At 68.5% G+C, this 13,406-nt stretch carries 8 protein-coding genes and 1 pseudogene; 4 read left to right on the top strand and 5 right to left on the bottom strand.

Features of this window, described 5'->3' with window-relative positions:
• Both ACF07V_RS16795 and ACF07V_RS16790 read right to left on the bottom strand, forming a co-directional pair.
• The gene (locus tag ACF07V_RS16795) at positions 1-1,266 is read right to left on the bottom strand and encodes an arginine deiminase (RefSeq protein ID WP_392154809.1); all 1,266 of its coding nucleotides are present in this window, start codon (positions 1,264-1,266) and stop codon (positions 1-3) included.
• Positions 1,267-1,317: 51 nt separating this feature from the next.
• The gene (locus tag ACF07V_RS16790; protein WP_392154808.1) at positions 1,318-2,778 is read right to left on the bottom strand and encodes a basic amino acid/polyamine antiporter; all 1,461 of its coding nucleotides are present in this window, start codon (positions 2,776-2,778) and stop codon (positions 1,318-1,320) included.
• A gap of 267 nt (positions 2,779-3,045) precedes the next feature.
• On the opposite strand from ACF07V_RS16790, the gene ACF07V_RS16785 reads away from it, so the two are divergent.
• Entirely contained in the window at positions 3,046-3,858 is an 813-nt protein-coding gene (locus ACF07V_RS16785) for a universal stress protein (RefSeq protein WP_392154807.1), read from the top strand.
• Positions 3,859-3,952: 94 nt separating this feature from the next.
• Here ACF07V_RS16785 and ACF07V_RS16780 read toward each other — a convergent pair whose 3' ends face one another.
• Entirely contained in the window at positions 3,953-4,429 is a 477-nt protein-coding gene (locus ACF07V_RS16780; protein ID WP_392154806.1) for an SRPBCC family protein, read from the bottom strand.
• A 579-nt stretch (positions 4,430-5,008) separates the two neighbouring features.
• Here ACF07V_RS16780 and ACF07V_RS16775 point away from each other — a divergent pair.
• Positions 5,009-6,103 carry a chemotaxis protein gene (locus ACF07V_RS16775; protein ID WP_392154805.1) on the top strand — a complete coding sequence of 365 codons (1,095 nt, stop codon included), beginning with the start codon at positions 5,009-5,011 and terminating at the stop codon, positions 6,101-6,103.
• A 259-nt stretch (positions 6,104-6,362) separates the two neighbouring features.
• Here ACF07V_RS16775 and ACF07V_RS16770 read toward each other — a convergent pair.
• Positions 6,363-6,503: pseudogene (locus tag ACF07V_RS16770) on the bottom strand (peptidase C39 family protein); the annotation flags it as partial.
• A 276-nt stretch (positions 6,504-6,779) separates the two neighbouring features.
• On the opposite strand from ACF07V_RS16770, the gene ACF07V_RS16765 reads away from it, so the two are divergent.
• Positions 6,780-6,962, top strand: coding sequence for a helix-turn-helix domain-containing protein (locus tag ACF07V_RS16765; RefSeq protein ID WP_392154803.1), 183 nt, complete (start codon positions 6,780-6,782; stop codon positions 6,960-6,962).
• A gap of 673 nt (positions 6,963-7,635) precedes the next feature.
• Here the strand turns inward: ACF07V_RS16765 and ACF07V_RS16760 are convergent.
• Positions 7,636-10,632, bottom strand: a complete 2,997-nt coding sequence (locus ACF07V_RS16760) for a DEAD/DEAH box helicase (RefSeq protein WP_392154801.1) — start codon at positions 10,630-10,632, stop codon at positions 7,636-7,638.
• A gap of 157 nt (positions 10,633-10,789) precedes the next feature.
• On the opposite strand from ACF07V_RS16760, the gene ACF07V_RS16755 reads away from it, so the two are divergent.
• On the top strand, positions 10,790-13,378 hold the full coding sequence (locus ACF07V_RS16755) for a DEAD/DEAH box helicase (RefSeq protein WP_392154800.1): 2,589 nt from the start codon (positions 10,790-10,792) through the stop codon (positions 13,376-13,378).
• Positions 13,379-13,406: the final 28 nt, after the last annotated feature.

Here is a 13,406-nt window from a genome sequence, read left to right as displayed (position 1 = left end):
TCAGAAGTCGACGGCGTCGCGGATCAGCGGGCAGGTCATGCAGTGGCCGCCGCCGCGACCGCGGCCGAGTTCGGCGCCGACGATGGTGATGACCTCGACACCCGCCTTACGCAGCAGCGTGTTGGTCTGGGTGTTGCGGTCGTACGTGAAGACGACGCCCGGCTCCAGCGCGACGGCGTTGTTCCCACTGTCCCACTGCTGCCGCTCGGAGGCGTAGACGTCACCGCCCGTCTCGATCACCCGCAGCTGTGGAAGGCCGAGGGCCTTGGCGACCACGTCGACGAATCGGGCGCCGCCCTCGTCGGTGATCTCGACGCCGGGCGCCTTGTCGCCGGGACGGAGCGAGAAGGTGCGGACCGCGTCCATGATCGTGGGGTACAGGGTGACGATGTCGCGGTCCGCGAAGGTGAAGACGGTGTCCAGGTGCATGGCCGAGCGGAGCTTCGGCATGCCGGCGACGATCACCCGCTCGGCGGCCCCGTTCTCGAAGAGCGAGCGGGCGACCTGGGTGATGGCCTGACGGGAGGTGCGCTCGCTCATCCCCATGAGGACCACGCCGTTGCCGACGGGCATGATGTCGCCGCCCTCGAACGTGGCCTGGCCCCAGTCCCGCTCCGGGTCGCCCCACCAGACGGTCGAGCCCTTGTAGTCCGGGTGGAAGGTGTAGAGCGCCTTCATCAGGAGGGTCTCGCCGTGACGGGCCGGCCAGAAGAGGGGGTTCAGCGTGAGCCCCCCGTACAGCCAGCAGGTGGTGTCCCGGGTGTACAGGGTGTTGGGCAGCGGCGGCATCAGGTACTCCCGGGCGCCGACGCCCTCCCGGGCCAGTGCCACGTACCCCGACCGGAACTCCTCCGGGAGGTCCGCGGTCGACAGCCCACCGATGAGGTACTCGGCGAGTGCACGGGGTGGGAGCGAGTCGAGGTAGGCGCGGGTGTCGTCGACGAGCCCCAGGCCCACCTCGTTGGGGACGATCTTCCGGTCCAGGAGCCACGCCCGGGCCTGGGGAATGGCCATGGTCTCGGTGAGGAGGTTGTGCAGCTCGACGACCTCGACGCCCCGCTGGGTGAGCTTGTTGACGAAGTCCGCGTGGTCGCGCTGGGCGTTCTCCACCCACATCACGTCGTCGAAGAGGAGGTCGTCGGCGGTGGTCGGGGTGAGGCGGCGGTGGGCGAGCCCCGGGGAGCAGACGAGCACCTTGCGGAGCCGTCCGACCTCGGAGTGGACACCGAGCGGGGCCTTGGCGGTACCAGTCTCGGGGGTGGTCATGGGCAGCCTTTCCGGTGGAGTGGTGGAGGGGCGGAGGTGCGGCCCGACGGGTCACAGCTCGACCCAGTCGGCGGCGAGGGCGATGACGCCGACGGCGGCCCCGGCGACGGAGACGGCGCAGATGACGGCCTCCTTGGGGGAGAAGAGGCGCCGGTTCTGTTCGCGGCGGGCCTTGACGAAGAGGAACGTGGCGGGGGCGTAGACGATGAAGGAGACGAGGACGAACTTGAGCCCCGCCGCGTAGAGGAGGAATGCCGTGTAGAGGGTGGCGACGGCGGCGACGACCAGTTCCCTCCGGGTGGTCCGTCCCGTCACCTTTTCCTGCTCCGGTCTCAGCGCGATCTTCACGGCGAACGCGGCGGCCAGCAGGAAGGGGATCAGGCTCAGTGCGCTGGTCAGATCGAGGGCGAAGTTGAACGCGTCGTCGGAGAAGGCCGTGACGACGAGGACGATCTGGCTGAGAGCCGTCGTCAGCAACAGCGCGGGGACGGGCACGTCGTCGCCGCTGGACCGGCCCAGGAAGCGCGGCATGTCCTCGTCCTTGGCGGCGACGAAGAGCACCTCGGCGGCCATCAGTGTCCAGGCCAGATAGGCGCCGAGGACGGAGATGATCAGGCCGACGCTGACGAACGCCTTCCCCCAGGTGCCGACCGCCGCCTCCAGGACTCCGGCCATGGAGGGCTGGCGGAGTTCGGCGATCTCGCTCATCGGCAGGATGCCGTACGACACGATGGTGACCGAGGCGAAGATCGCGAAGACGCTCAGGAAGCCCAGGATCGTCGCCCGCCCCACGTCCTCGCGGCGTTTGGCGTGGCGGGAGTAGACGCTGGCGCCCTCCACGCCGAGGAAGACGAAGACGGTCGCGAGCATGGTGCCGCGGACCTGGTTGAACAGGGACCCGGCGTAGTCCGCGCCACCGAAGTTGTCGGCGAAGACGGACGGTTCGAGGAAGAACAGCGCCAGGATGATGAAGACGATGATCGGCACCAGCTTGGCGACGGTCACGATCCTGTTGATCGCCGTCGCCTCCTTCACCCCGCGCCGGATGAGCAGGAAGAAGCACCACAGCCCGACGGAGGACAGGATGATCGCCAGCGCGGTGTCGCCGTCGCCGAGGGCGGGCGCGATCGCTCCGATCGTGGACATGATCAGCACCCAGTAGGTCACGTTCCCCACGCACGCGCTCGCCCAGTAGCCGAAGGCGGAGAAGAAGCCCAGGTACTCGCCGAAGCCGGCCTTGGCGTACGCGTAGACGCCGGCGTCCAGGTCCGGCCGCCGCACCGCCAGGTTCTGGAAGACGAAGGCGAGCATCAGCATGCCGACGCCCGCCACCGCCCAGGCGATCAGCGCACCGGCGACCCCCGTCTCCTGGGCGAACCGCCGGGGAAGGGAGAAGACGCCGGCCCCCACCATGGACCCGACGACCATCGCGGTGAGCGTCAGGAGCGTGAGCTTGGCTGTCGGTGGGGATGCGCCCTGGTCCGTGGCGGCATGCTGGTCGGCATGGGTCATCGCGCACCTCTCAGCGCCGCGAGGGCCGGGGAAGGTCTGCCCGTCGGCCACGCGCCGACGGTGGACCGGTCGCCCTCATCGCGCCCCTGTTCGAAGACGGCGGCAGGCGCCCGGACCAACCTGCCCAGTGGATCAGAAATCTATGACGTAATGAACCTTTTGTCCCGATGGGCGCTCCATCGCGTCGCGCGTTTGCGCGGAGGAATTGCAGCGGTGTTCCGGCGGGGCGAGGCTGGGAACCCAGAGCGTGAAGTGGAGCGGCGAGCCATGGGCGAACCGGTCGTGGTCGGCGTGGACGGTTCGGCGATGAGCCTCACCGCGGTGGAGGCCGCCGCAGCGGCGGCGGTACGACGCGGTGCGGAGCTGCGTGTGGTGCATGCCGAGGTGCCGATCAAGCCCAGGCTCGTGGTGCCCGACCCGGCTTCCAGGACGCTGGTCCACAACGCTGTCTCCCATGTCCGTGCCGTGGCACCCGGGCTCGTGGTGACCGGGGTCGTGGTGACGGGCGATGTGGTGCACGTACTGGAAGCCGAGTCGCGCCCTGCGGAGCTGATCGTCGTCGCCTCCAGGGGTGTGGGAGGCCTCGCGGGCCTGATGCTGGGATCCACGCCGGTGTCCTTGGCCGCCCGGAGCCATTGCCCGGTGATGACGGTCCGTGAAACGCACCGGGCGTCCGCCGGCGCGGGGCCTGTCGTCCTGGGGATCGACGGCTCCTCGGACAGCGACGAGGCCGTCGACGTCGCCTTCGCCGAAGCCGCGCAGCGCCGGGCCCCGCTCGTGGTGGTTCACGCGTGGCAGCCGGACAAGGCCCCGGTCGAAGGGGCCCCTGAGCCGACGGAACAGCTACTGGCCCGGGCGACCGCCGGCCACGCCGACACCTACCCGGGCGTCACCGTCACACGCGACCTGGTGGACGGCGCGGCGCGCGAGGCCCTGCTCGAGGCGAGCAAGGCCGCTCAACTGCTGGTTGTCGGCGCGCGCGGGCGCAGCGGCTTGGCCGGACTGCTCCTCGGGTCGGTGAGCCAGGCCGTGATGACGCACGCGCACTGCCCCGTCGTGACCGTGCGCAGGACGACGTAGGGCCGAAAGGGGGACGGGAGCGGCGCCGGGCCGCTCGCCGAGGCCGGACCGACCCGAGGTGCGGGGCGTCGGATCGGCGGGACGGGCTCGACGCTTACCGGCCGACGACCCCCGAGGGCAGGTCGGCGGCGCTGTCGTGCTGTTCGCGGACGGCGATGCGGGCGAGTTTCGTCAGCATCATGCCGTTGCGAATGGAGACGAGGTAGTCGACGGGGAGCCCGTGCATGCGGGTGCCGGGGCCCCGCAGGGGGTGCCATTCGAGGAGGAAGAGGGTGTTCTCGCCCCACGGGATCAGGTTCATGGCGATGCGGGCCGCGCCGAAGGGATCCGCCTTCGCCTCCAGTTCCAGACGGCGTTCGGGCTCGCAGATGCGGACGACACAGGTGTCGTCGAGGGTGAGGGGGCCGACGCCCACCCGGACACGGAGCCGGGCGCCCACCTCGGGCCAGTGCGGGTCGGCGGCGACGACCTGCTGCGTTCCCGAGACCCACTCCCCGTAGCGATGTCCGTCGGACAGCAGGCCCCACACCCGGGACGGCGGGCTCAGGATCAAGCGGCGATTCCGGGACACTGCGACCGCCTCCCTCTCCGGTGGCGAGCGGCGGCCCATGGGACTCGGCCGACGCTCTCAGCGACGTTCCCTCCCAGCCTGCGCGGCGTGCCTCGCATCGGCCACCGCGCCCGCGGGGCGGTAGGGACGTGTCCACTCCCCACACACGGCCGTCATCGTGACCACTCCCCACACACGGCCGTCGTCGTAACCACTCCCCCTGTGGCCAGGCCCCCGCGGCCACCCGACCTGGAGGCCAGATCCCCGGCCTGCGCCGTCGGCCGGTCCGCCGACGACATCACCCTCCCGGCGGTCCGCCGCGCGAGCGCCCCGCGGAGCGCCACGCAGACGGCCCGGCCCGCCCAGGCACACCCAGGCCCGCGGGCGGGTCGGCACCCCCCTGTGCGCCTCCCCCCGGCGCCAACTCGCCACCCATGCCATATCGGGACAAGATGGCGCCTTGTGGGCCGGTAGGGGCGCGCCGCGCACAGGGCCGGGCGGCGCGTCGTATCCCTCCGCCGCCCGGCCCTCGGCCTTTCCGGCCCTTCCCCGCCTCGCGACGTCCACTCGTCCGACCGATCCAGAAGGCAGGCTCCCGTCATGGACCCCGTGCTCAGCAGCGACGTACTCGGCCGGCTGCGCCAGCCCCGCCCGTACCCGGCCGTCTCCCTGGTCATGCCGACGCACCGCCGTGAGCCGGACGACTCCCAGGACCCCGTACGTCTGCGCAATCTCGTCGCCGAGGCCGAGAAGGCCCTGAACGCCGACCCCGACGTGACCCGTGAGCGGCGCCTGGACGTGCTCGCCCAGCTGGACCAGGCGGTCAAGGACGTGGACCTGGTCCACGCCGAGGACGGGCTGGTGATCTACGCGGCGCCCGGCGAGCACCACGTGTGGACGGTGGCCCGTGCCGTTCCGGAGCGCGTCGTGGTGGCCGACACCTTCCTCACCCGCAATCTCGTCGCAGCCGGCGCCGCGGAGCAGCCGTACTGGGCGCTGGCCGTGGCCGCCGACCGGGTCTCCCTGTGGAGCGGCGACGCCGAGCGCGCAGCCGAGGCCACCGACGACGGCTTCCCGCTCACGAGGAGCCTTGAGGACCCCGACGCCGAACGCAAGGAACGCATCGGTGACCTCCCCAGCACCTTCCAGGACGAGGCCACCCGGCAGTTCCTGCGCGACGCCCACGAGCGCCTGCGCAGGGTACTGGCCGCCGACCCCCGCCCCCTGTACGTCGTCGGCTCCGCCGCAGCCCTCGCGCTCCTGGAGGAACTCGGCCCCCTCGGCGCCGGTACCGTGACGATCCAGCACGGCGGCCTCGCCGCCGGCCCGGCCGCCGCCGTCCACGAAGCCGTCACCCCCTCGCTCGCCGCCCGTCAGGCCGCGACCGCGTCCACCGTCGTCGCCGAACTCGACGTCGCCCGCGGCCAGAAGCAGTTCGCGGGCGGGATCGACGAAGTGTGGCAGGCCGTCAAGCAGGGACGCGTACGTCTCCTCGCCGTCGAGGACGACTACCGCACCGTCGTCCGGGAGAAGGGCGACCACCTCGAACTCGCCACCGCCGACGACCCCGCGGCGCGGGACGACATGGTCGACGAGATCGTGGAGCAGGCCCTGGAGACCGGCGCAGAAGTCCGGTTCGTCCCCGGCGACACCCTCGTCGACCAGCAGCGCATCGCAGCCGCATTGCGCTACTGACACCCGCCCGGTCATGGGTACCGGTTCCGTACGGGCAGACGCGGGCGATGCCATGAAGCGGCCCCAGGAGTCTCGGCCCACGTGAGAGCGGTGGTTCTGAGCTGATCCGCTCCTCCACCGGCCAAGGCCGTCGAGAGCGTTCTGCGGAACAGCGAAAACAGTGGAGCCATAGCCACGGTGGACCGCTACGGCCACCTCACGCAGGACAGCCAGGAGCGCTGCCGTCAGATCGTCGAGGTGGCCGTGGGGCCGCACCCGCTCACAGCAGGCCGAGCGACTTCAGCACGCGGTGCTGACCCGGTGTCGGCTCGGCCGGCCAGTAGAGGTAGCAGACCCCTCCCGTACCGGAGACCACCTTGCCGGTCGCGTTGTAACGCTTGGTGCGGAGCCAGATGTTCTCCAAATGGGAGGGCGCCTCTTACCACACGACGCCCTCCTACACAAACATGCAGGTCAGAGGCACGGGCCGCGCAAGGCGAATCGAGCGCAGACGCGCTCGTGCTGACCTGGTGCTGACTTCCGCTGACGTCCGTTCCGGTCCGTTCGGGTGCGTCGTGCTGGATCGGTGCTGACTCTGCGCCCCTCGTCGCGACGCAGGCCTCCACCCGCTTGGTGCGGCCGTCTTTCCTCACTACCGTCCTCGCGAGCACCTGAAGCAAGCGTAGAGGAACTGTTTGTGAGTGAGCCGATGTGGGACGTCAAGGCGCTTGCCGCCTATCTCGGGAAGCCGGCTTCTTGGGTCTACGACAACCATCTCAAAGAAGAAGTGCCAAGCTTCCGCGTAGGCCAGCAGCTTCGGTTCTCGCCGACGGAGGTCCGAAAATGGCTGGAAGAGCGGTGCCGAATGGTCGAAGCATGAAGCACAAGGAGTCGTCGCGCAGCTGCCTCACGTGATCATCGCCGAGCGCAAGGTTCGAATTCCCGTCCGGCGAATTCATACCCTTCGGCGCCGTCAGGTCCTTTCCTGCTGGGGCAGCGGAAGCCCCCAACCCCTCCCTTCCGAACGCGGAGAGGTGCCTCTTACCAATCTCACGGCCTGGCCACGGCGACGAGAGCTGAAGACTCTCGGCACCACGTATTTCACGCTTCGCCATTACGCACGGCGTCGAGAGCTCGCATAACCGCGCTCATGAGGATGCGTTCCTCCGGACGCGGCCTCGGGTGCAAAGCGCCGCCTGGGCATGGGCTGAATTTCCAAGCTCTGACCACCGCTAGCGGAGGACTACGCTTTCTCCGTGCCGCGCCCTGGATCGGCCCTCGACCTGACGGCTGCCCCCGCCGACGGCGTCGTCCAGGCGTCACCGACGCCGCCGCCTACGTGGAGACCACCTCGGACTCCGGTTTCCAGGAAACCGCCGACGCTATGTGCTCCCAGCAGGCGGCCGAAGGGCCAGCGACACAGCGATTGGGAAACAGACATGCTCCGTCCGCGCCAGGCTCCGCAACCCTGTCGAGCGCGCGTCCGTCGGACTCAGGCACTGGGGGCGGATGCCGCGCTTCAGGCCCTCCTCGCAATCACACAAATATGTTCTTCACTCGCAAGAGGGCAGATCGGAGGCGCTCAGCACGAGCGCCGCGGTGAGGATACGCGGTGGCTTCGTCGACATCTGCTGCTGCTGGTCGAGCAGGTCGAGACGCTTCCGGAGCCGCACGTCGAGCTCAACGGCTTTGCGGTGGAGGCTCTCCGAAGACTCCTTGGGCTTCTCACCTCTCCGTTCCTTCTCGGAGGCCGCTGCGGCATCGAGGAGCAGCCGCTCGCTCTCCGAGGTCAGGCGCTTGGTCACCAGTTCCCGTGTCTTGATCAACTCTGCCAGGCGACGGGGCTGGACCTCGGCCAGGTATTCGGGGAGTTGGTTGGCGATGATCCAGCTGGTCGCCTTCGACTCGGCGTCCGCCAGCCAAGGCAGTCCGTGCGCTATGTCGGTCGCCGCACTGTCGGGCGTCGCAGCACAGTCGAGGTAGGGCGCGGGGCCGGCCGGGTGCACGGTGCCGCAGCTGTCGACGTAGGCGTAGGAGAACCGTCGGGCCACCGACTCGCCGGTACCGTCCACGACCTCCTCTTCGACCCCGACGAGCAGGTGTGGCGCGTCGACAGCGGCCGAGACGAGGATGGTGCCCCTGTTGAGGGCGCCGCTGAAGTTCCGGATGGTTTCCGCCATGACGGCGTCGTGCAGTGGGTGGCCGGGGGCGATCAGGTCGACGTGGGCGCGGTCGTCGGGCTGGACCCGGCCGAGGTCGAAGGTGACGTGGTCGTACTTGGTGGCGATGGGACCGTTGCCTGCCGAACGGACATGTTGCGGCACGTGGGCGATCTCGTGACGACCCTGCGCCCGCTTAACAATCCGGCCGCCGAGCCGGGTGAAGGCGTCCTTGAAGGTAGATTCGATGTCGTGCGGCTCAAGACGCCGGGCGCGAGCATCGTCCATGGTGGCGCGCAGAACACCGAGATCGGCATCCGAGAGGTGCTCCGAAGCGAGCGCACGTTCGTCCAGGAGACTCTTGAGGCCGTCCCCGACGGTGCTGTCGATTACCTCGTGCATCCTGCCTTTGACAGCCGGCTGCTCACCGTACTGGATCGCGTCGAGGAGCAGGTCTCGCAGCGGAGTCTCCGCGAATGCCTCTCCCAGGACGTCGAAGACCTTCCCGCCGTACGTCTCGCGCATCTGGTCGAGCTTCTCCAGCAGACGCGTGAAGACCTCACCTTCGCGGGTGTTGGATGCAACGAGGTTCCAGAGCCGACAGACCTCCTCCTGGCCGATGCGATGGATGCGGCCGAAGCGCTGCTCGATGCGGTTGGGGTTCCACGGCAGGTCGTAGTTGATCATCAGGTGTGCGGCCTGCAGGTTGAGGCCCTCGCCCGCGGCGTCGGTGGCCAGCAGGATCCGAACGTCGCGGTTCTTGGTGAACTCCTCGGTGATCTGCCGGCGTTCTGCTCGGCGTACGCCGCCGTGAATGGCCTTGACGGCATCGGCCCTCCCGAGCAGCGAGCTGATCTTGGCCTGCAGATAGCGAAGGGTGTCGCGGTGCTCGGTGAAGACGATCAGTTTCCGCGGGTGCCCCTCCGCGTCCGTCACCAGCGCGTGGTCCCGGAGGAGGGCAGACAGCTCGGTCCACTTCCGGTCGGTGCCCGCCTCGCGGACCCGCTGCGCCGTCCGCACCAACGTCCTCAGCTCGACGAGCTCGGCATCGAGCTCATCGACCGTCCGTGCCGCCGTCGCGGCGTCGAGTAGTTCCTCCTCGATCTCCTCGATCTCCTCGGCGTCGAAGTCGTCGTGATCGAAGGAAGCAATGTCAACGGTGGGCATGCTCTCGCGACTGGTGCCGTCGAGGATCTCCTGTTTCCTGCGCTCCAGGCGCTCGGTGCGCCGCACGAGGCTCTTGTAGATCGCTTCGGGGCTGGAGGCCAGTCGTCGCTGCAGCACGGTGAGTGCGAAACCCACGGTGTTCTTGCGTGTGCCGCCGATGCGGTCGGCGCGGTTCATCCCCTCGCGGACGTAGTGGGTGACGTCCTCGTAGAGGTCGTACTCGAGTGCCGTGAGTTCGTAGGGGACGGTCTCCGCCACTCGCTCGGGAAAGAGTTTCCTGCCCTCGAATGTAAGCAGGTCTTCCTTGATCATGCGCCGCATGATCCCGCTGATGTCGGTGCTCCTCTTCTGCCTGCCCTCGAACCGGTCTCGGTCCAGCAAGGTGAGGAAGAGCTGAAAGTCCTCCTCCTTTCCCGAGTGCGGGGTCGCGGTCATCAGGAGCAGGTGGCGCGTGATCTCCCCGAGCGTCTCGCCGAGCTGGAACCGCTTGGTCTTCTCCACTTTGCCGCCGAAGTAGTGACCACCCATGCGGTGCGCCTCGTCTACGACGATCAGGTCCCATTCCGTGTCCCGGAGCTGTGCCTTCAGGTGCTCGTTACGGGAGAGCTGGTCCATGCGCGCGATGAGAAGCGGGTGGGCCTCAAAGACATTGAGATCGAGCGGCGAGTCGGCGAGCTGGTTCGTGAGCAGGTCGAAGCGGAGGCCGAACTTGAAGAAGAGCTCGTCCTGCCACTGGTCGACCAAGCCTCCTGGAGCCACGACGAGGCACCGTTTGACATCATCGCGCAGCAGTAGCTCCTTGATGTAGAGCCCGGCCATGATCGTCTTTCCCGCACCCGGATCGTCGGCGAGCAGAAAACGCAGCGGCGTACGGGGCATGAGCTCGCCGTAAACGGCGCGAATCTGGTGCGGGAGCGGCTGGACGTCGCTGGTCGCCACGGCCAGCATCGGGTCGAACAAGCCGGCCAACGAGATCCTCTGAGCCTCGGCGACCAGCTGGAAGTCACGTACGTTCGCGTCGAAGGCGCGGCTACCGCTGCGGGCAATGCTCAGCCTGCCCTCGTCCCTCCGGAAGACGATCTGCTGATCGAGGGCGCCCCCGGCCGTCTTGAAAGTCAGCTCGACCGCGTCTCCACCGTGCGGCTGGGCGGCGATGAGCGTGACGACCTCCGCCGGCACGAGCCCGTCGATCCGCAGACCCGGCCTGAGCTCCTCGAGCAGCACGTGCACAACCTCCGCTTGGCAGCCTGCGAACGCCACTCGGACGTTCCGGCGATGTCGTGATCCCGTCGACGTGATCGACGGGGGTCGCTAATCTTCCCAGAGGTCATGCGAGTCGGCGGGGGCAATGGAACGAGAAGCACGTCATCACCTGCGTGGTGTGGTGGACGACGTCGGCGGTTGGCACAAGCTCGCGGTGGACATCGCCGAGCGACGTGGGCCCGTCGAGTCGGCGGCGGAGGACGCCGCCAAGCAGCTCCTCGACCGCATGGTCTCACTCGGGACCAAGACCACCACCTCATGGCGCGTCCTGCAGGTCTCGCCCTCTGATGCCGGCCTGGTGACCGCCCTGGCCTGCCGCCAAGCCCTTCCCGCGATCACAGCCGATACCCAGCAGGGCATCCGACGGCTGACCGACGACGCCGGCCGGGCGTTGACGGCTGTCCGTGCATTGTTCGGTCCCCGCCGGATCTTCTCGGGCAAGAGCCGCAAGGAAGAAGCGGAGCAGGCCGCAACCTATCTCCTGTCACTTCACGAGGGGGTCACTAGCACCCGGCTCGTACCCGAACTGGAAGGCCTGGCGGCGTGGGACGGGAAGGCCGCCCCGGCAGTCGGGCCCTCAGATGTCCTCGACGAGAGGGTCGGCTTCGGCTGGCGCCTCGGCGCCCGGGCCGAACTCGTCGGGCGGCCTGAGCTAGATGCCGCCAAGACCGCGATCACCGCGATCGACCTGGCTCTGCACCGCGAGAGCGAGTTCAGAAGGGCCGTCGACGCCGCAGGCAACGCCGTCCGGCAGGGCGAGGTTCGCAAGCTGGTCGCCGAGATGCCCGTCGAACGGCTCAAGGACGCGACCAGCGGCCAACTGCGCATCACGGCGCTGGTCGATGCCGGAATCAGGAACGTGCAGCAGGTCCTCGACCAGCAGTCACGGATCCGGTCGCTCCCGGGGGTCGGAGACACGACGGGCAACCGGATGGTCGGCGCCGCGCAGACCATCTGGCAGACCACCATGGACGAGATGCCGATCCGCATCGACATCAAGAACCGCTCACAGGCCACCACTAAGCTCCTCGCGGCCATGCGAGCCTGGGACGCGGCGCGCTCGATCCGCAGCGCGACAGCGGACCTCGCCGCTGCCGACGCGGTACGACCGCTCCTCCAGAACCTTGATGCCCGAACCTCCCACGTGGTACTAGTCCCCCAGGCCCGGGCCGTCGCCGAGTTGCGTACCGCGCTGGCTGCCGTCGAGAGACGCGGGGCGGTTCTCAGTGGCGGGAACAGCGGCGCGGGCGGCGACCCCTGGGAGGACTTCATCTCCCGGCCGGCCGACTACTACGCGATGCTCGCGGAGCTCGGATTCCTGGCCGACGACGCCGAGAAGAGCCAAGGCCACCTGCCGGCCGAGATCGTCCAGGCGGTCAGGGATCTCACCCTCGACACCACTCATCTGAAGGCGTCCCTCCGCGGATACCAGTCCTTCGGCGCCCGCTTCGCGATCGTGCAGCGGAAGGTCGTCATCGGCGACGAGATGGGCCTGGGGAAGACCGTCGAGTCCCTCGCCGTACTCACCCACCTGCGCGCCAAGGGCTCCTCCCACTTCCTGGTCGTGTGCCCGGCCGCCGTCGTGACCAACTGGGTACGCGAAGTCCAGGCCAAGTCCGATCTGCGGGCATACCGCCTCCATGGACCTGCACGCGACGACGCGCTGAAGTCGTGGATCCGCAGCGGAGGAGTCGCAGTCACCACCTACGACATCCTCGGATGGCTGGACGGTCGAATTCCCGAACGTGCCGAACCGGCGTGCCTGGTGTTCGACGAAGCGCACTACATCAAGAATCCGCAAGCCAAACGAACCCAGCGCTCCACGGCCCTGATAGAGCGCTGCGAGCGAGCGGTCCTCCTCACCGGCACCCCGCTGGAGAACCGGATCGAGGAATTCCGTAATCTCATCGGCTACCTCCGGCCGGACCTTCCGGTCAACGGATCGGAAATATCTCCCCGTCAGTTCCGGAAGCAGGTGGCACCCGCATACCTCCGCCGGAATCAGGAAGACGTCCTCACTGAGCTCCCGGAGCGGCTCGACATCGACGAGTGGCTGCCGATGTCCAGCATCGATGAGCAGCACTACCGGGCCGCCGTCATCGACGGCAACTTCATGGCCATGCGCCAGGCCGCCCTGCGCGCCGGTGCCAAGTCCGAGAAGATGCAGCGCCTCATCGACATCGTCCAGGAGGCGGAGGAGAACCAACGCAAGGTGCTGGTCTTCTCGTACTTCCGTGACGTCCTCGACGAAGTGGCGTCGAACCTTCCCGGGAAGGTTTTCGGGCCGCTGACCGGCTCAGTACCCGCCGCGATGCGACAGAGCATGGTCGATGAGTTCTCCCGAGCTCCTCACGGGGCCGCCCTCGTCGCACAAATCGTGGCGGGCGGCGTCGGCCTGAACATTCAGTCGGCATCGGTCGTCGTGATCTGCGAGCCTCAGCTCAAGCCGACGACTGAATGGCAAGCCATCGGCCGCGCCCACCGAATGGGGCAATTGGAGTCGGTACAGGTACACCGCCTGCTCTCCGAGGAAGGCGTCGACCAGCGCATCATCGAGATCCTGGTTCACAAGAACCAGCTCTTCGCGGATTTCGCCCGTGTCTCCGAGACGGCGGACAGCGCCCCTGAAGCGTTCGACATCACGGACGCCGAGCTGGCACGCGAGATCGTGGCGGCCGAGCGCGAGCGCCTCCTCTCGGACAGCTGAGGGGCGCGAGAGCCGGAGCCGACTGCCG

The sequence above is a fragment of the Streptomyces sp. NPDC015661 genome, from assembly GCF_043077765.1.
GTDB lineage: Bacteria > Actinomycetota > Actinomycetes > Streptomycetales > Streptomycetaceae > Streptomyces.
This window is presented reverse-complemented; position numbering and strand designations above follow the sequence as displayed.